We start from the raw sequence: 19,613 nt of genomic DNA on the forward strand, positions 1-19,613 counted from the left end.
TCACTCCTATTCCATGATGTGAATATCCTCCCGCTGCACCTGGCAGTCAGGAGGACAAAAGGACAGTTTAACGTGCGCTTCCACCCCGTCATTGATCCAGTGAAACAATTTCTTCCGCCTCAACCACCAATCGATCCCCTACGGAAGCCCGACCGCTTCCGAGAATATAGCCCCGCCGACGCTTGATCACTTCAAAATAGAGATCAATTCGGTCTCCAGGCTTGGCCAAGCTGTGGAATCGAATTCCATTGAGGTTAGTCAGGTATGAAATGCCTTTTTTATCAATCGCAGCGAATGCCGCTAATTGTGCAAGCGACTCCACAATCAACATAGGAGGCATGTATGGGTTAGTGTCAGTAATGAACCACTCACTCCAGGTGACAAGCTTGTATCCCTTCGCCCATTGCGACGTTTCGTACCCGGTCACGCCATCCAACAGAAGAAATGGGTACCGGTGCGGAAGCACATCCGGGATATGGATTAGCTCTTCGCTCACAGGCTTATTCCCCTTCCCACTTGCGAACAGCAAGGCAGACGTTGTGCCCTCCGAAACCAAATGAATTGCTAATCGCCGCGCGGACCTCGCGTTCCTGATATACATGCGGCACAAAATTCAATTCAGGAGCCTCAGGATTGTCGCAATTGAGTGTCGGTGGTACTTTGCTGTGAATCATACTCTGCACAGTCGCAATTAATTCGACTGCACCTGCACCGCCCATTAAATGACCAGTCATGGATTTAATAGACGATATCGCCAAACGGGGGGCATGCTCTCCGAATACTTTTTGAATAGCATTAATCTCCATACGATCATTAAATGGCGTACTCGTACCGTGGGCATTGACGTAGTCGATTTCCTGCGGTGTTAAGCCGCCATCCTGCAGTGCGATATTGATCGCTTCTGCCGGGCCGGAGCCAGAGGGATCTGGAGCCGTGATATGATACGCATCAGTTGTGCATCCGTAACCCACAACTTCGGCCAGAATGGTGGCTCCGCGGTTCAAAGCATACTCCAACTCCTCCAGCACCAAGACTCCTGCTCCTCCACCGATGACGAATCCATCGCGATCCACATCAAACGGACGACTAGCCTTCTGCGGCTCTTCATTACGTCTGGAGAGAGCATGGATATTCGCAAAAGATGCCAGATCAAGCTGACTAAAATTGGCTTCTGCTCCACCGGCAACCACAACATCAGCCGTGCCGTACTGGATCGTACGTAATGCCTCACCAATGGCATTACTTCCTGTGGCACAAGCCGTAACCACAGCAAAAGAAGGCCCCTTGGCTCCGATAGCAATGGAGATTTCACCAGGTGCTGAATTAATCATCATCGAGGAAACAAAATAAGGAGAAACTCTTTTGGGACCAAGCTTTGTTAATTTCCCATAGTTCTCCTCTATAACATCGAGGCCGCCTGCTCCAGAGCCGACAATAACTCCCACGCGACTTGCATTCCGCTCATCAATCACTAATTTTGATTGCTCCACTGCCTGCCGGGCAGCCGCCAAAGCAAACTGAGTGAACTGTGCGACTTTATTAGCTTCCTTCTTGCTCATATATTGCAATGGGTCAAAGCCCGTAACCTGTGCACCGATCTTTGTCGGAATGTCCGCTGTATCGAAAGCAGTGACAGGTCCGATTCCACTTTTTCCTTCCAACAGTGAATTCCAGAAATCCGTAAGATTAAGCCCGACCGGCGTTACGACTCCCTGTCCAGTCACTACAACACGTCTTCTCACTGTATCCACGTCCTTCGTTGAAATTAATTCTTAGAAGCCTGTTGCTCGTAGAGAGGAAAGTCGCCATACACATGACTGATTTTTTCATGTACATCCGAAAGATCAGCATATACCTCGACGACCACAAGCTTGTTCTCCTGATACTTTTGCCAAGCAAGCTGAAGCTGTTCCCGTGCCTCTCCCTTACTCCGAATTGCAAGACTTTCCACAAACTCGTACTGAGGAATTTGAATTCCTGTCTTGGCCGCCTCAGAAACAAACGGGAGGGACTGCCCTGTGAGATGCTTATAATTCATTTGATTCTGTAACCAACCATACCCACCATTATTGAGTACGAGATAGATTAACGGTATTTGATACTCCACCGCCGTCATAAAATCCGAACAGAAGAGATTGAACGCACCGTCACCTACAAGTGCCACTACTGGACGTTGTGTTGCCACGCTTGCTCCCAGAGCAGCAGCCGCACCGAATCCAAGACTCGTTTGATCACTAGGAACAATCGAAAGAGAGCCTTGGGCAAAGCGAAAATATGGATAAAAATAGGACCACATATCCTGCAATCCATTCTCTTGAAGAAGCACCAGATTTTCAGGGAACTCCGTCTGAATCATGTCCAACAGCTCAGGAACGTGGATTCCAGGGGTCTTTTTCAGCTCTTCCAAATAAATAGCCCTGTGAGAAAAAGCCTCCTGTTTACAGCTCCTAATCGTTTCAAGCCACACTCCATCAGGCTCCTGGCCGCGCCGTTCAAGCCACTGCTCCACCGCTGCATATCCATCACCAAGCACCTTGATACCCCTGTACTCGTGTGCAAAATCCTCCAGATTTACATTGACTTGAATCAAAGGTGTATCCTGTAGCAAAATATCCCACTCAAAAGTAGCCGTTTCTTCCAATCGACTGCCCAGTGTGATTACCACATCAGATTCCTTCCAGATTTGTCTTAGACTAAGATCTGTATAGAGTCCCGCAACACCACAGAAGAGTTCGTGGTCTTCATCAACTACACCCCGTCCCGAGGCGGTTGCGAACAAGGCCGCTCCATGTTGGTTAGCGAACCGCTCAATCACATCACCTGTACCTGACTTCATTCCGCCTCCGACTAGAATGAGTGGCCTGCGGGCGTTCTCAATAATTCCCCACGATGCATCCAACTCCCGACGAGACGGAGAGCACGACAGCTTTTCTGGTGGGGTAAACTGAAACCCTGTTGGCACAGGCTGGTCCATCAGGTTTTCAGGGAGTTCGATATAGACAGGACCTGGTGCTCCATTGATAGCCAAAAAGGCAGCCCGCTCCATCGCCCATACAAGCCGATCCACATGCTCGACACGATAAGCCCATTTTACGAGCGGCTTCACGAGTGAGATTTGATCCGCTTCCTGAAAGGATCGGGTACCCAGCTTGTCTCCACCAGTGCCAAGCGCCAGAAGCAGAAGCGGAGCGCCCAGGTTTTTGGCTTCCAGCAGCCCTGTGAGTGTATTACTGAGCGCAGGGCCTTTCCCCACAACACACACGGACATCTGGTTGGTGGTGAGCGCATAACCTGCTGCCATGAACACAGCATTACGTTGATCTTTGCATAGGATAAAATCCATACCGGATGAGGGGAGTGACGATACGATTTTGAGATCATCACTTGGTAATCCAAAGAGATGCTGAACCCCAGCCGATTTTAAGTAGCCAATGATGGCATCCCAGGGAAAGAAGCTCGCAGTCATACCAAACTCCTCTTTTCCGACAAATATTCTGCGACAATTTCTGAAATCAGGATAGGCTTCGAAATGAGCTTGAAATCGTAAAAAATATAGTTCGACATCGTACCGTAGCCACCAAAAGGCTTATTACCTTGATCCACATCCTCAAGCGTCTGATTAATGGTCAGCGTGTGCTTCTTTCGCAGAACGTCAGTCAGGTGCTCCGATCCGTATAAGCTGCAACCCATTGCACGTTCACTAAAATAACTGGAGGAAATACGCTTGATCAATTGCTCGTCGTCTTGGTAGCTAACTACATTGAAGACTGGCGAAAAATACTCAATAATCTCCAGATTCTGATCCAATTCACTATATACAACCGTTGGCTCCATCTTTTTTGTACGGAAATCAATGCCGCCGCCGTAAATAATAAACTTATCGTTCGTGTTGAAATATTCGGAAACCGAATATAGCGTGTCTTTATAGAATATAGGGGTATAGTTTGCGTTCGGATCATCGTTGGCACCAAACACGAGTTGGTCAAGCTGTTGAATCAGCAGATCTTTGAAATGCTCACTCACATCTTGATGTACCAGAATGATGTCGGGGCCTAGGCAGTCTTGTCCAGAGTTGAACAATCTCATTCGGATCACATCGGTAACCGCCAGCTCCAGATCTGCATCAGGTCCGATGATGAAAGGATTTAGTCCTTGTCCGTAAAAAATGTAGAGCTGATCTTTTCGAATCTGTTTTTTGATCTTCTCTGCATTGGTATAGCTTCCGGTGAACACCACAATATCAGCTGGCATCACGGAATTCTCCATGAACACCTTCTGGCTAACTTTACGAATATAGATGGGTAATCCATGTACAGCCTGAAGCTTTTCATGCAGCATGTTAACGTACTCGTTTACGTGAGAAGAAGGACGAAAGTCTATATTTTCAACGTACAGGGACGGAATCAAGAGGTATAATGCATAGGAGTACAAAATGACGTTGGAAGGCATAAATACAGCCATAGATTGTTGCCAGCTTGGCTGATAGGTCTGAACTTCTTGCAGAGCACCTTGAAGTGTGAGGATCGTGGAGTCAATTTCTGCATTGGCAGCCCGATAGGATGAAAATTGCGTGAGAATATCCATCACTTCCTGCCGATTTTCAATCAAATAATTGAGGCATTTCAGAATAGATTCATGCCTTTTCAGAAACAGTGTGTTTTCTGCCAGTTCTGGATTTATACTCATGGCACATTCTCCCTTTCCTGTATGCAGTTTTGGTATATATCTTGTTATGCTTTGCGAGAAGCAGCTTTCTCTAGAGCAACCCGCTCCATCTCCAGACGATCTACTTTTCCATTGCGATTTAAAGGAAAATGATCGAGCGGAAGCAAAAGATCGGGAAACATGTATGAAGGGAGTACCTGACTCATCTCTTTGCGGAGCACAGGCACGACCTGTGATGAATCACTTTCGATGAATGCGACAAGCAATGTCCCTTTAGCCTCATCCTCCAAGGTAATCACGCAGGATCGGTAGCCTAGCGAACCAATTCGGTCCTCAATATAGACCGGAGATACCATGTAGCCCATCCGGTTGACCGTCTTACCGCTGCGACCAATGACATACAGCATTCCGTCATCCAGATAGCCCAGGTCCCCCGTCTTGAACCAGCCGTCCTGTAGAACGGATTGCGTCAGGTCTGGACGATTTAGATAACCTTCCATGCATCCAGCACTGCGTATCCACACTTCGCCTACGATACCGTCCGCCTGCTGGTTGCCTGTAGAATCTAGTATTTTCAGATCCACACCAGGTAATGGTAGGCCACAACCCTTCGGACACTCTAGCGTCCCCAGCGTAACGTTGCCCAGTTCAGAAAGGCCATAACCATTCAGCAGGGGCTGTCCAAATATGTTGTTAAATTTCTCTTCAAGGTCCTGGGTAAGTGGGGAACCGCCTACGCACCACATGCGCACCGGAGCTTCCTTGACCATTTCCAGTTGTTCGGGTTTTCGGTTTAGCATACGCAACAAGGTGTAAAAAGCAGAGGGGTTAGCGTCTACGACCGTCGCCCGGTCTTTCGTAATACTTGCAATGACGCTCCAGAGGTTTTTTGGATTGCAGATGATGAGAGAACATGAAGTTAACCACCAGGAGAAGATAAGTGAGATTCCATAAAAATGAGAAAAAGGCACAACGGGGAGCATATGGTCAGACGGTAGGTAGTTCATGGCGTGTATGGAATGCCTGATATTCTCCATAAAAGCTGAACCAGCTTTCACGATTCCCTTGGGTTTACCCGTCGTACCTGAAGAATACAGAATGAGCGCATCTGACCTCTCGCACCACTTGCTAAAGTCGAGGGCTTCAAGCTTTGGCTCTCCCACCCAATCCGGGTGTACTGCTTCTTCTTGAATCAGATCTTGAATCAGAATAACGAGAGCATGAGGAAGTTCTAAATCGGAATCCGTAAGGATGCAACAGGCACCCGCTTCATCATAGATTTGGGCCACCTCATCGAGCACAGTCTGCTCGTCCACTACAGTCACCGAAACAGCAATATTGCACAGGGAGAACAGAGACACAACAAACCAATAGGAATTGGCCGCTTTCAGAATCACTCTACCGTCTTCGGGAATTCCTCTGAGCGTCAACATCCGGGAGAAGATCGTAACGTCTCGCTCCAGACGCTCTCTAGTCATAATTCCCTCAGGTGAGATAATACGGCAATCCGTATGCGTAATAAGCACAACGTTCCCTCCTTACATCCCCGTAATATGGTATCCAGCATCTACATGGATAACTTCACCCGTAATGCCTCTCGATAAATGGGAAAATAGGAATAACGCCGTATCTCCGACTTCCGACGTATCAACCGTCTTGCGTAGGGGCGTAGTTTCTTCAATATGTTTGAGCATTGTGTTAAAATCTTTAATGCCATAGGCAGCCAAGGTCCGTATCGGACCAGCGGAAATCGCATTTACACGAATGCCATATGTGCCCAGATCATTCGACAGATAGCGCATGCTGGCTTCCAGTGAAGCCTTCGCCACACCCATAACGTTGTAATTTTTGATCGCACGTTCTGCGCCAATATACGTCATGGTGACGATACTTCCACCCTCTGTCATCAGTGGGTATACTCGACGGGATACAGCAGCCAGAGAATAGGCACTGATTTCTTGTGCAACGGCGAATCCCTCGCGAGAAGTGTCAACGAACAAGCCATCCAAATCCTCAGCCTTAGCATAGGCGACACTGTGAAAATAACCATGCAATACGCCTACTTTTTCTTTTAGAAAATCCGCCAATGCATCAAGCTCTTCATTGCTTTGTACATTACAAGGACAGACCAGTGCTCCCGGAATGGTTTCAACGAGCTTTAGTACCCGCTCTGCAACCCTCTCATTTTCGTAAGTAAAAATGAGCTGTGCTCCTTCAGCAGCTAAAGATTGAGCTGTCCCCCAGGCAATACTCCTGTTATTAGCCACGCCCATAATCAAAATGTTCTTACCGCTCAGTAGTACTGCCACAGAAACCACCTTTCTTTTTTACATTTTTAAACAAAATAACAACTTAATTGCGTATGTCTACATTTATAGACATATGTAATCTTTCCTGGAATATTATCGCGTTAATTGCCAAACTTGGATAGGCGACGTTTTAGGCAAATCACAAAATTTATTTTAAAATTTGTGTGAATGGGTAGAACATTACTCCGCAGTTGAGTTCAGCTGTAATCTCGAGACCAATTTTTTCTAATTTCAAGCGTTTCCATACTAGACCCATAAATTCGTCTTACAACGATCCTTCTTACTAAGGTCTGGAAAACACATCGTGTATGCTGTCTGTCATCTCACAAGAAATAGTTGTGTTGCTTCTGTTGGTCGTGTTCAAATCGAAAGGAATACATGTGTGTGAAAAAAGGTAGCGAGGCAAAAACAAGGTGACTGTCAAAGCGAGTTAAACATAAAATCCGCATATTTTTGTAAATATTTACATTCCGATGACAGAATCACCCACCTACCGGAAGTAACCACTTCATTTTCACCAACAATGACTCTTCCGATTTGAACATCCTGAGTGACCAGCCAGATATCATCTAAGTGTAAGCCTTAACCTTTATAGACTACGCTTTTGTTTTTTGGGAGCTACAGTATAGCTAAAGGAGACAACAAAGTCGATTGCCAGAACGATTGCCCATGTTTGCATAATGCCCTCCAAAGACATCGTACGCTGAGGATCATTAACATACACAATGATGGCGAGCAACAAAGCGTTACCTATAGCCCAACCCAAAAGGTGAAGCAACCAACCTATCCGTTCCTCTTTTGCATGAGCAGCACCATACTTGCGTTCAGGCTTGGGTCCCTTACCAAACCAATGGGAGAACCGTACATCCGCCCACTTAATTAACCTATGACCAAATGCTACTGTAATACCAAAATAACAGGCCGCCAAGCCAGTAGCAGTCGTAATCTCCATGCCACTTTTCACCGTGATGAACACCGCAATCAGTAACAGGATATCAATAATGGGGGTAAATAGTAAAAGAAGACCGCCTAACTTCTTCAAGCCAAACATATACCTTGCGATCAAGCCTGCAACAACAAAAACCCAAAATAAAACTTCAGCACTAATAATAAATAAATACATAATAGATGATTCCTTTCAAATTAGAAATTGGTATTTACCTCAACGATCCCCCTTTCATGCCCACTATCATACAATATTATACATAATATTCCTAGTATTTTGTCTATAATTACATAAAAGGAAACAAATAGCCGTTTTTTCTGCGAAAAACAGTATCTGTTCAGAACATTTCGTTTTGTTCTCAAAATGGGCATTTTACATGATATGCTACCCATAAAGAATTATGATGATCTGAAATGAAAAAAGATGTACCTATGCTAATCAGCACGGGTACATCTTTTCTACAGATACACTATCCAATTACAATATGCCCTTCGGGACGACGGTACAATGTCTTGGTCGAGCGTGGACGAATGGCATAGGCAATCGTAAGAGGACCAATCCGACCAATAAACATGGTCACACAAATAATCAGCTTGCCTGCATCAGACAATCCTGGCGTTACTCCTACGGACAAGCCTACCGTTCCGATTGCGGAAGCAGCCTCAAATGCAAGGGAGAGAAATGGGGCATCCTCTGTCATTAGGAGCAGTACAACCACAGTCGAGAATATAAATAGGGCCAGTACAATAATGGTAAGCGCCCGCATCATGATATCGTTAGGGACCCTATGGCGAAAAAACACAATTTCCTTCTGTCCTCGCATGACGGCGATTAGCGCACCTACCATAAGCAGGAACGTAGTCGTTTTAATTCCTCCTCCCGTGGAACCCGGAGAAGCACCGATAATCATCAGCAACATAATAAAAAACTGACTTGCCTGCCTTAAGCCGCTGATATCGACTGTGCTCGTACCTGATGATCTCGTGGAGACCGATTGAAAGACAGCTCCATATACTTTGCCTTCCCAGTTCAACGCGCCCAAGGTTCGTGCATTGGTAAACTCAAAAATAAATATAACCAGCGCACCAATCACAATGAGCACTCCCGACACGCTAAGCACCATTTTGGAGTGTAGAGACAGTCTTCGGGTACGGCGAAAATCGAACAAATCACTAAGTACAAGGAAACCCAAGCCTCCAGATATAACGAGCACAGATGCAATCATATTGAAAACAAAATCTCCAGCGTACTGTTGGAAGCTAGTCCCAAACAGATCGAATCCCCCGTTATTAAAGAGGGATACGGAATGGAATATTCCATAATAGATCGCTTGTCCGACAGGCATCTCTCGCATCCACCGCAAAGCCAAGACGACAGCAGCTATCGTCTCAATGGTAAAAGAAAAGATCAGCACCTTGCGAATAATACGCACGATCCCTTCCATGCTATCGGCATTAATAGCCTCCTTAAGCAGCAACCGATCCTTTAACGATAATCGCCGCCCCAACAACAGCGCAAACAAGGTCGCTAAGGTCATAAACCCCAGACCGCCTAGCTGCATCAGCACCAAAATGACGGTTTCGCCAAACATCGTATACGTTGAATCGACGTCAACAACGACCAGTCCTGTGACACAAGCGGCTGAGACGGACGTAAAAAGCGAATCAATCCAATGCGGAGCATGACCACTATGATTGGCAACAGGAAGCATCAGTAGCAAAGTACCCAATGCAATAATCAATAAATATCCGATGACCAATATAAAAGGAGGCGATGCGAACCGACTAAGCTTGACGCTGCGTTTCATTAGAGTATTCTCTCCATCCGTTCTTATGAAAAAGAGGAACAAGACACGGGAAGCCCGGCTGATCCTCTATATTCATAATGTTATGTTATTCTACTGTTGGTTACGCATATGCGGGAAAAGCAGCACATCGCGAATGGAAGGCGCATCTGTCAGCAACATAACCAAACGATCGATGCCGATGCCCAGTCCACCTGTTGGTGGCATTCCGTATTCCAAGGCGCGGATAAAGTCATCATCCATTTCATGCGCCTCGTCGTTACCGTGCTCACGTTCCAGCAATTGTGCTTCAAAACGTTGGCGCTGATCGATTGGATCATTCAGCTCAGTGAACGCATTCGCATGCTCACGAGCAACCACGAACAACTCGAAGCGATCCGTAAACCGCGGATCTTGTTCGTTTTTCTTGGCCAACGGCGAAATTTCAACCGGATGTCCAGTAATAAAGGTCGGTTGAATAAGCGTTTCCTCTACGAACTGCTCAAAGAATGCATTCAGGATATGGCCAAATGTCATATGCGGTTCAACCGAAACTTTATGCTCTTTCGCAAGACGATGAGCTTCTTCATTACTCATCTGCACGCTAAAGTCTACGCCTGTTACTTCTTTAACAGCATCAACCATGGAGACTCTGCGCCATTGCGGCGTCAGATCCACTTCCTGGCCTTGATATTGAATGTGCTGTGTGCCCAGTACTTCCTGCGCAATATGTGCAACCATGTTTTCCGTCAATTGCATGATATCTTTATAATCAGCATACGCTTCATACAGCTCAATCATCGTAAACTCAGGGTTATGGCGGGTCGAAATACCTTCATTACGGTACACACGACCGATCTCATATACTTTCTCCATTCCGCCGACAATTAGTCGTTTCAAATGGAGTTCAATAGCAATGCGCATATAAAGCTGCATGTCCAATGCATTATGGTGCGTAACAAATGGCTTCGCCGCCGCCCCGCCAGCAATGGAATGTAATGTTGGGGTTTCAACTTCCAAATAACCGAGCGAATCGAGATAACGACGCATGGATTGAATAATACGGGACCGCGTAATGAACGTTTTTTGTACTTCAGGGTTCATAACCAAATCGACATACCGCTGACGGTAACGCAACTCAACATCCTTCAGGCCATGATATTTCTCTGGTAATGGATACAAGGATTTGGACAAGACCTCAATATCCAGCACTTTGATTGTCGTTTCGCCTGTTTTGGTCTTGAAGAGCACACCCTTAACACCAACAATATCACCCAGATCCAAAATACCAAATGCTTTATATTTGGATTCAGGTACCGTGTCTTGACGAACATAAATTTGAATACGTCCGCTAAGATCCTGTATATGAGAAAAGCTGGCTTTCCCCATCACACGTTTAGCCATAATACGGCCTGCTATGCTAACTTCAATATTCTTTTCTTCCAGTTCTTCCTTAGTCAAACTGTCATACTTGCTCAGTAGTACGCCCGCTTCAGCTGTGCGTATGTATTTGCGTCCAAAAGGATCAATGCCCAGTGAGCGAAGCTCGTCCAATTTGGCACGACGAATTTGCAATAATTCACTTAATTCCTCGCGATTTTCTTGTGATTCCTGGTTAGTAGTTTCATCCGACATGGTGCTAAATCAGCTCCTTCAATATGAATAGACGGGCCGGGGTCCGTCCGGGTGTAGAGAAAAAAAGCTTCCACAAGGAAGCTTTTACATTAAATTCCAAAGTCCGTGTCTTATTTCTTGATATCCACGATTTTATATTGAATAACGCCTGCTGGAACGGTGACATCCACAACAGTTCCCTTTTTCTTACCGAGAATTGCCTTGCCAACCGGACTTTCATTCGAAATCTTATTTTGTAGCGGATCGGATTCGGCGGAACCTACGATAGCATACTCTGTAATATCTCCGAATTCCAAATCTTCAACGGTCACAGTTGCGCCTACTCCCACAACATCGGTGTCAATTTCATCACTATTGATAATGCGGGCATTGCGTAGCATCTTTTCCAACGTAATTACACGGCCTTCAATAAAGGCCTGCTCATTCTTCGCATCCTCATATTCGGAGTTTTCACTAATATCTCCGTATCCGATGGCTACCTTAATCCGTTCAGCCACTTCGCGGCGTTTGACAGACTTTAAGTTCTCAAGCTCATCTTCGAGCTTTCTAAGACCTTCCTGTGTCAGAATGACTTCTTTATCGCTCATCTTAACCGATTCTCCTGTCATGGGAAAAGTTTAAAAGTGCATCGGAATGCACGCTTTCAAAACATAATATGCCACTCTGAGGGAATGAGAACATTTCCTGCTGTTGTCTTGAGAGCTGCACACAATTTGTAGCATACATCAAGATTTTATACTGAACGATTATAGGGCAAGCAATTGGAAAAGTCAATCGCGTGCACAGGCCGGAACAGCTTCCTTATTGCGCAACAGCAGCAGGAGAAGCAGCGCTTGTAGAAGGCTCATCGTTATCTACCATGTGCAATTGAGATACAAATTGATCCAAAATGCGTACCATATCGTCGCGCTTTGTTTCTTCCATAATGACATCCTTAATACGTGCAGAACCTTTAAACCCTTTGAGGTACCAAGCCAGGTGTTTACGCATTTCACGGACAGCCACTGCTTCACCCTTCAATGCAACCAGACGATCCATATGCAGAATGGCAATACGAATTTTTTCTTCCGGTGAAGGATCGGGCAACAGCTCGCCCGTTTGCAGGTACTCAATCGTACGGTAGAGCATCCACGGATTCCCCAGAGCACCACGTCCGATCATAACGCCATCACAATTGGTCAAATCCAGCATACGGCGGGCATCTTCCGGTGATGCCACATCACCGTTTCCAATTACAGGAATGGAAACTGCTTCTTTAACTTCTTTTATAATATCCCAATTCGCATGTCCCGTATACAGTTGCTCCCGTGTACGGCCATGTACGCTAACGGCCTGACCTCCGGCACGTTCAACAGCGCGAGCGTTCTCTACGGCATAAATATGCTCGCTATCCCAACCAATACGCATTTTGACGGTAACTGGCTTGCTTACCGATTCCACTACCGCCGATACCATCTCATAAATCTTGTTTGGATCAAGCAGCCAACGAGCGCCTGCATCACATTTGGTCACTTTGGGAACCGGGCAGCCCATATTGATGTCAATAATATCTGCATTCGTCTCCTGGTCTACGACTTTCGCCGCTTCCACCAGAGATTTGCGGTCGCCTCCAAAAATTTGCAAGCTAAGCGGCTTCTCGCGCTCATCTACAAACAGCATCTCACGTGTACGCTTGTTGCCGTGAATGATGGCCTTATCACTAACCATCTCTGCACATACCAAGCCTGTACCGAATTCCTTGGCGATCAAGCGAAAAGCAGGATTGCACACGCCTGCCATCGGAGCCAGAACGACTTGGTTTTTCATTTCAATATCGCCGATTTTCAACATATTTGTTCACCCCTTTATTCTTTCTTTTGTATCGTCACTTATCGTCATTCCGTCAGTTCCCGGACTTCAATTTCTAGCGTTTGGGCGATGATGTTCAGCATGTCTGGGTCTACTGTACGATTGCCTCGCTCCACAGCACCTAATACAGTCAAAGATATACCAGTACGTTCTGCCAACTCCTGCTGTGTGAACCCTTTTAGCTTCCGAAAGGCGCGGAGTCGTTGCGCCAGCTGCATGTTTTCCAAAGCTGTATGCCGTCCTTTCCATCCACAGAATTCAATGCAGTATGCACGATACTGTACAGACCGGACGGATCTTGGTTCGGAACGATGTCAGCCAAAGGAACCAGCACAAAAGCACGCTCCAACATACGAGGGTGAGGAAGCTCCAAATCCGGTGTAGCCAGTTGCGCCGCTCCCATCCATAACAAGTCCAGATCAATGGTTCGTGGACCATTAGGAATATGTCTTACTCTCCCCAGACGACTCTCCACCTCCAGCATATATACCAGAAGCTCCTCTGGAGCAAGTGTTGTAGATACGGCTACCGTCATGTTCAAAAAAGAAGGTTGATCCAGATACCCAACAGGTTCTGTTTCGTACAGGCTGGAGCACCGAAGCACCCGTATACCCGGATGTTCGTCCAGCGCCGTAATGGCTTCATACAGGGTATGCTCGCGCTCCCCCAAATTAGCCCCTAAAGCAATATAAGCCTCTGATCCCTCAGAGGTCGAATGTGCATTCATGTATCGTTCCTACTTTCTTGCGCGATAAAGCTCAACCGTCACGCCTTGAAAATGAATATCAAACGGCGGATGCGGCTTCGTGACTTTGACAGTCAGTGCATTGACACTAGTATAAGTGTCCAGTAGGGAAGATGCAATACGTTCGCCCAAAGCTTCAATCAATTGGTAAGATTCCTTTTCTACAATATCTTTAACGGTGTAATGTACCTCGGCGTAATTAACCGTTTTGTCCAAAGCATCCTGCTCACCCGCTTCACGCAGATCAAGCTCCAGTTCCAAATCAATATAGAAACGCTGTCCCAGCTTGCGCTCCTCTGGAAAAACGCCATGATATCCGTAATATTCCATACGATGCAAAACCATTTTATCCATCGTGGGTAGACCCCCTGTTTTTATTATATTTTTCTAATCAAGTGACTTTATGCTGGTGGTAGCGTAATGAAGGATTTGAATCCGAAGAAGCGGAGCGCTCGCCTGAAAGCTTTTCAAGGAAAAGCTACATCGTAAGCATATGCTTAACGGGATTCTTACAGTTACATGTCTTACCAATTCAAAGAATCCCGTTGCAACAGCGATCGTAGGATCAAATCATTCGTGGAGCGGGCTTTACCCGTCATAATAACTCAGTGCATTTTTAGACCCGTACACCATCGCATCACACATACGTACGGTGCGTTTGATTTGTGCCACATCATGTACACGCACAATCTGGCACCCTTGAGCAATGCCAAAAGCAACAGTAGCCGCCGTGCCCTCCACTACATCATTCACAGGCAAATCGAGTGCTGTACGAATAAATCTTTTGCGTGACGTAGCCAATAACAGTGGGAAGCCTAGCTGACTCAATGTATCGAGAGAAGTCATGGCATGGATATTTTCATCATAATCCTTGGCAAAACCGATGCCTGGGTCTAAAATGATCTGTTCCTCACGTACCCCCGCATTCAGCGCTAATCGGATACTCTCTTTTAAATCAGACAGCATATCAGAAACCAAATCACTATAATTACGATCATGACGATTATGCATCAAAATGACCGGGCAATCGAATTCCGCAGCTACACGCGCCATATCGGGGTCTGCCTTAAACCCCCACACATCATTAATGATATGTGCGCCAGCCTCGAGTGCCTTTCTGGCTACTTCGGCTTTGTAAGTATCTACAGATAATGGAATGTGCGGTGCAATACGATGAATGGCTTGGACGACCGGAATGACCCGTGCCATCTCCTCTTCCACACCTACCGGATCATGACCCGGACGGGTAGACTCCCCGCCAATGTCAATGATATCGGCTCCATCTTCCACCAGCTTCAATGCATGTAAAACAGCAATCTCGGGACTATAATGTAATCCTCCATCGGAAAATGAATCCGGGGTCACATTCAGTATACCCATGATCTGTGTGGAGTGTCCGAGCGTAAGCTCGGCATCCCCCATTCGGTAACTACGTTGATAAAGGGTCGGTATGTTCACTTGATCCCTGCTTTCTGTCTATAATCGTGCAACAGCAAAGCTGTTATGGACCTGGGCTGCGTCAAGGGAACCGATACATGGTTCGTTGCTCCACCCGGCTCCAACAACAAATCCACGGGCCGTATTTCTTGTATAGAGTTGGTCATAAAAATTTCATCAGCCTGTTTCAGCTCGTCCCAGCGGTACAAACCTTGCTCACAAGGAATGTCTCGCAGATGCGCCAGCTCCAAAATGAATTCACGCGTAATGCCTGGCAGAATTCCTGTAGACAAGTCAGGGGTATACAGCGTATTATTCCGCACAAAAAACAGATTGCTGACCATTCCCTCCGCCAGAAAACCATTGGCCGTAAGCATCATTCCTTCAGCCTTATAACGGATAGCCTCGGCATACTGCTGAAGTTCCCGCTTTGCAAGAATATTATTCATATAATGGAGCGACTTTAAACGAACCTCACCCTCTGGAGTGTTTCTGGGGGTTCGCAACAACTGAAGCGCCGATGGGGAAATGGTTTGCTCGGTTTGTGTATTGGTAGAGGGTAACGGTTTCGCAAACAAAATATGGTTGGGGCGCGTATAGTCCCCCGTCGGCAATCCTAGCACCTCTTCGCCCGCTGATACGGTGTAACGAACATAGGCTTCATCCAGTCCATTCGCCACCATCAGATGTTGGATGTGTCTCGTAAGCTGCTCCTCATCCGGTTGAAAAGGAATGCCGAGCATTCGGCAACCTTCCTGCAGTCGATGCAGATGCCGATCCAGCAAGAATGGGACACCCTTGTAGGTGCGGAATGTTTCAAACAAGCCCATTCCGTATAAAAAGCCGTGATCACTTACGTGAATCACGGCTTTTGCGGCTTCCGTGAGGACGCCGTTGACTCCGATATATTTCATGAATCAGACGCCTACCTTGCGTTTTAGGAAATTGCGTAATAGTTGATGCCCGTAATCCGTAATAATGGATTCTGGATGGAACTGAACCCCTTCTACGGCAAATTCTTTATGCCGCAAACCCATAATTTCACCTTCCGCGGTTTCTGCGGTAATCTCTAGACACTCAGGCAGACTCTCGCGCTCCACCAGCAATGAGTGATACCGGGTTGCTGTGAACGGAGAAGGCAAGCCTTCAAATACCGATGTATTGTGATGAAGAATCGGTGATGTTTTACCGTGCATGAGTCGTTCAGCCCGGATAACCTTACCGCCAAAAGCCTGTCCGATGGCCTGGTGACCGAGGCAAACGCCAAAAATCGGAATGCGACCTTTAAAATGGCTGATCACATCCAGTGATATCCCCGCCTCATTCGGCGTGCATGGACCCGGCGAGATCAAAATATGCTCTGGTGCCAGCTCTTCTATGCCCTTCACATCAATCTCATCGTTCCGTTTTACGGTTACTTCTTCGCCAAGTTCACCCAAATATTGAACAAGATTGTACGTAAACGAATCATAATTATCAATCACCAAAATCATACGACTCACCCTCCTGTGATACCGCTTCTGCTCAAAGCAGCTTCTTCTTCACCACATTGTACCGCCTTCATGACAGCTCTGGCCTTGTTCCGACATTCCCGATATTCCCTGTACGGGTCTGAATCAATGACGATCCCCGCACCTGTCTGTAAATAGGCAGTGCTGCCTTTAACAGCTAGTGTTCTTATTATAATATTTAATTCCATATTGCCGTTATAGTCAATCCATCCAAGTGACCCTGTATAAGGACCCCGACGAACGGGCTCTAATTCTTCAATAATCTCCATGGTACGCACCTTGGGTGCCCCGGTAATGGTTCCGCCTGGAAAGGTAGCAGCAATTACATCTATAGCTGTACGACCCTGGGCTAATTTTCCCTCGACCTGAGATACCAGATGCATAACGTGCGAATAGTATTCGACAGTCAGCAGTTCAGGCACATGCACCGATCCGTATTCAGCAATCCGTCCGATATCGTTACGCTCCAGATCGACGAGCATAATATGCTCGGCGCGTTCTTTTTCGCTTGATAGAAGCTCTGCTGCCATAGCGGCATCTTCATCCGGTGTTAGCCCCCTTCTTCTCGTACCTGCAATAGGTCGGGCGCTCACACGTCCATCCTCCAGCTTCACCAACAATTCTGGCGAGCCACTGACGATCCGTAAATCTGGCATACGCAGCATACCCATATAGGGGGAAGGATTCAGCAGACGAAGCCATTCATATATATTTTCAGGGAGGGCTGTAAGCGCACGTTGCTGACGAATCGACAAGTTAACCTGGAATACATCCCCTTGGGCAATGTATTCCTGCACACGTCTTACGGCATGTTCAAAATCTTGTTGGTTAAATGCCGCTGTCCAACCATCAGATTCTTGATGAGCAGCCTCTAGCCCCTCTTCGGCAAGCCTAGCACAACGACGAGGGTACGCAGGATCAATCTCTCCTGCATTTATGATGTTATTCCACTGAATCAGCATACGTTCTGCACGTTGGGCAGCTTCCGCATAATGCTCGCAAAGTATGGGATTTGGCCCATCCCGTATAACGCGATTGGTCAAATCTGTATCACGGCTGACTTTATCGGAATGCGCAGGAGCAGGCATATGAACAGCACAATATATGCAGGATTTTTCGTGATCATAAATCCATAGCTCATTCACCCTCATCCATACATAATCAGGTATGCCCGTATCGTCTGCAGCTTGAGATGGCAAACGCTCCAACGAGCGAGCTACATCGTAGCCAAGATAACCCGCAAATCCCCCAGAGAAAAAAGGCATGCCAGGTACACGCGGTGCACGGTAAGGAGCGATCCAGTTGTTCATGACTTTCAAAGGTTGACCATGTATATCTCCATGTTTCCCACTTTGCAAATCAGTCCAAACTGCATGTTCTCCCTTGCCTTCCAATATAGCAACCGGATTTAAGGCCAGATAGGTGTACCTCCCACCTTTAGCGCTCTCCAGCAAAAAGGCATATGGCGACGAATCCTCCCAAGCCTTCCGCCACGATGACGGTAGCCCTCCCACAGGTAATGGGTACTCAGCGATATAGGGAAGTATACTCCAGCCTTCCTCCTGCCAAACCTGCCACTGCGCCTCCGTCACTCTAGCTGTCGATTTCATCCGTGTGTGCTTCCCCTTCCCTACTTTTCAATAAGTCTACATTCTCTCCTTAAAAAGAAACCCCCACCCCCCTGCAACAGGGAAATGAGGGAATCCTTACGTATAGTATACACAATTACGACATAATTACAGCTCGAAATTGTATAGTGGCGTACTCAGGTAACGTTCTCCATTACTTGGAACAATGACAACGATCCGTTTACCCTTGCCCAATTGCTTAGCAAGCTTCAAAGCCGCATGAACAGCCGCGCCAGATGAAATACCGGACAAAATGCCCTCTTCCTTGGCCACTCTACGTGCTACCTCGAAAGCTTCATCGTTTTCTACATGAATAATTTCATCATAGATATCACGGTTTAAAATTTCAGGAATAAAGTTGGCACCCAGCCCTTGGATCTTGTGGGGTCCTGGCTTACCGCCTGCTAACAGCGGGGAAGAGGCAGGCTCTACAGCCACAACTTTAATATCAGGGAATTCTTTCTTAAGCACTTCTCCGGCACCAGAAATGGTTCCGCCAGTGCCTATTCCCGCTATAAAAGCATCCAGAGTTCCGCCAATGGAACGAATGGCTTCCACAATCTCAGGACCGGTCGTTTCACGGTGAATTTTGATATTAGCCTTGTTTTTGAACTGCTCAGCAGCAAAATAATCCGGATTTTCACTCAGCAATTCTTCCATTTTCTTAACGGACCCATTCATGCCTTCTGATCCTGGTGTTAACACAAGCTCAGCTCCATAAGCACGCAACAAATTACGACGCTCTATGCTCATCGTTTCTGGCATAACGATGACTGCCTTATAGCCCTTCGCAGCAGCTACCATAGCCAAGCCGATTCCTGTATTACCGCTTGTTGCTTCAATAATGGTACCGCCTGGCTTAAGCAGACCTTCACGTTCAGCTTCTTCTACCATGCTAATCGCAATACGATCTTTTACACTGGAGCCTGGGTTCTGATATTCCAGTTTCAAATAGATTTCAGCGCTATCTTCCGGTACGATCCGGTTGAGGCGAACAAGGGGTGTCTCTCCGATAAGTTCGGTAATGTTATTAACAACTTTAGCCATGATAATTCCTCCCTGACTGTAGATGATATATTAAAAATTGCGAAATCATATTGTAGATG

19 protein-coding genes are annotated in these 19,613 nt (G+C 46.6%); all 19 read right to left on the reverse strand.

Annotated features, from left to right (window positions below; genetic code table 11):
* Window positions 1-88: 88 nt before the first annotated feature.
* On the reverse strand, window positions 89-496 hold the full coding sequence (locus tag ACUYLD_RS23410; RefSeq protein ID WP_025721676.1) for a 3-hydroxyacyl-ACP dehydratase FabZ family protein: 408 nt from the start codon (window positions 494-496) through the stop codon (window positions 89-91).
* 4 nt (window positions 497-500) lie between these two features.
* Window positions 501-1,742 carry a beta-ketoacyl-ACP synthase II gene (gene fabF, locus ACUYLD_RS23415; protein ID WP_013308168.1) on the reverse strand — a complete coding sequence of 414 codons (1,242 nt, stop codon included), beginning with the start codon at window positions 1,740-1,742 and terminating at the stop codon, window positions 501-503.
* A 23-nt stretch (window positions 1,743-1,765) separates the two neighbouring features.
* Window positions 1,766-3,466 carry a thiamine pyrophosphate-binding protein gene (locus tag ACUYLD_RS23420; RefSeq protein WP_446676109.1) on the reverse strand — a complete coding sequence of 567 codons (1,701 nt, stop codon included), beginning with the start codon at window positions 3,464-3,466 and terminating at the stop codon, window positions 1,766-1,768.
* Entirely contained in the window at window positions 3,463-4,686 is a 1,224-nt protein-coding gene (locus ACUYLD_RS23425; RefSeq protein ID WP_061831230.1) for an aldehyde dehydrogenase family protein, read from the reverse strand. Before ACUYLD_RS23425 ends, ACUYLD_RS23420 begins: the two co-directional genes overlap by 4 nt.
* A 44-nt stretch (window positions 4,687-4,730) precedes the next feature.
* The gene (locus tag ACUYLD_RS23430; protein WP_165179772.1) at window positions 4,731-6,191 is read right to left on the reverse strand and encodes a class I adenylate-forming enzyme family protein; all 1,461 of its coding nucleotides are present in this window, start codon (window positions 6,189-6,191) and stop codon (window positions 4,731-4,733) included.
* Window positions 6,192-6,203: 12 nt separating this feature from the next.
* On the reverse strand, window positions 6,204-6,974 hold the full coding sequence (gene fabI / locus ACUYLD_RS23435) for an enoyl-ACP reductase FabI (protein ID WP_013308164.1): 771 nt from the start codon (window positions 6,972-6,974) through the stop codon (window positions 6,204-6,206).
* A gap of 589 nt (window positions 6,975-7,563) precedes the next feature.
* Window positions 7,564-8,097: a hypothetical protein gene (locus tag ACUYLD_RS23440; protein ID WP_061831232.1), complete on the reverse strand. Its 534-nt coding sequence runs from the start codon at window positions 8,095-8,097 to the stop codon at window positions 7,564-7,566.
* A gap of 292 nt (window positions 8,098-8,389) precedes the next feature.
* Complete coding sequence (locus tag ACUYLD_RS23445) at window positions 8,390-9,727, reverse strand: TrkH family potassium uptake protein (protein WP_446676110.1); 1,338 nt, start codon at window positions 9,725-9,727, stop codon at window positions 8,390-8,392.
* 90 nt (window positions 9,728-9,817) lie between these two features.
* Window positions 9,818-11,338 carry a lysine--tRNA ligase gene (lysS, locus tag ACUYLD_RS23450; RefSeq protein ID WP_446676111.1) on the reverse strand — a complete coding sequence of 507 codons (1,521 nt, stop codon included), beginning with the start codon at window positions 11,336-11,338 and terminating at the stop codon, window positions 9,818-9,820.
* A gap of 110 nt (window positions 11,339-11,448) precedes the next feature.
* Window positions 11,449-11,925, reverse strand: a complete 477-nt coding sequence (greA, locus tag ACUYLD_RS23455) for a transcription elongation factor GreA (protein WP_013308160.1) — start codon at window positions 11,923-11,925, stop codon at window positions 11,449-11,451.
* A 214-nt stretch (window positions 11,926-12,139) separates the two neighbouring features.
* Complete coding sequence (gene dusB / locus ACUYLD_RS23460; RefSeq protein ID WP_250259961.1) at window positions 12,140-13,168, reverse strand: tRNA dihydrouridine synthase DusB; 1,029 nt, start codon at window positions 13,166-13,168, stop codon at window positions 12,140-12,142.
* Window positions 13,169-13,212: 44 nt separating this feature from the next.
* On the reverse strand, window positions 13,213-13,413 hold the full coding sequence (locus ACUYLD_RS23465) for a helix-turn-helix domain-containing protein (protein WP_025719314.1): 201 nt from the start codon (window positions 13,411-13,413) through the stop codon (window positions 13,213-13,215).
* Window positions 13,365-13,913, reverse strand: a complete 549-nt coding sequence (folK, locus tag ACUYLD_RS23470; RefSeq protein ID WP_069290765.1) for a 2-amino-4-hydroxy-6-hydroxymethyldihydropteridine diphosphokinase — start codon at window positions 13,911-13,913, stop codon at window positions 13,365-13,367. The genes ACUYLD_RS23465 and folK overlap by 49 nt, the downstream gene beginning before the upstream one ends.
* Window positions 13,914-13,922: 9 nt before the next feature.
* Entirely contained in the window at window positions 13,923-14,285 is a 363-nt protein-coding gene (gene folB, locus ACUYLD_RS23475; RefSeq protein ID WP_023986457.1) for a dihydroneopterin aldolase, read from the reverse strand.
* A gap of 234 nt (window positions 14,286-14,519) precedes the next feature.
* The gene (folP, locus tag ACUYLD_RS23480) at window positions 14,520-15,389 is read right to left on the reverse strand and encodes a dihydropteroate synthase (RefSeq protein ID WP_446676112.1); all 870 of its coding nucleotides are present in this window, start codon (window positions 15,387-15,389) and stop codon (window positions 14,520-14,522) included.
* Window positions 15,386-16,282, reverse strand: a complete 897-nt coding sequence (locus ACUYLD_RS23485) for an aminotransferase class IV (protein ID WP_322162766.1) — start codon at window positions 16,280-16,282, stop codon at window positions 15,386-15,388. The genes folP and ACUYLD_RS23485 overlap by 4 nt, the downstream gene beginning before the upstream one ends.
* 3 nt (window positions 16,283-16,285) lie before the next feature.
* A complete protein-coding gene (gene pabA, locus ACUYLD_RS23490; protein ID WP_013308153.1) occupies window positions 16,286-16,861 on the reverse strand; it encodes an aminodeoxychorismate/anthranilate synthase component II in 576 nt (191 codons plus the stop codon).
* 5 nt (window positions 16,862-16,866) lie between these two features.
* The gene (locus ACUYLD_RS23495) at window positions 16,867-18,489 is read right to left on the reverse strand and encodes an anthranilate synthase component I family protein (protein WP_446676113.1); all 1,623 of its coding nucleotides are present in this window, start codon (window positions 18,487-18,489) and stop codon (window positions 16,867-16,869) included.
* Between the two features lie 126 nt (window positions 18,490-18,615).
* The gene (cysK, locus tag ACUYLD_RS23500) at window positions 18,616-19,554 is read right to left on the reverse strand and encodes a cysteine synthase A (protein ID WP_061831241.1); all 939 of its coding nucleotides are present in this window, start codon (window positions 19,552-19,554) and stop codon (window positions 18,616-18,618) included.
* Between the last annotated feature and the right edge of the window lie 59 nt (window positions 19,555-19,613).

It is taken from the genome of Paenibacillus sp. SER-28, assembly GCF_052906305.1.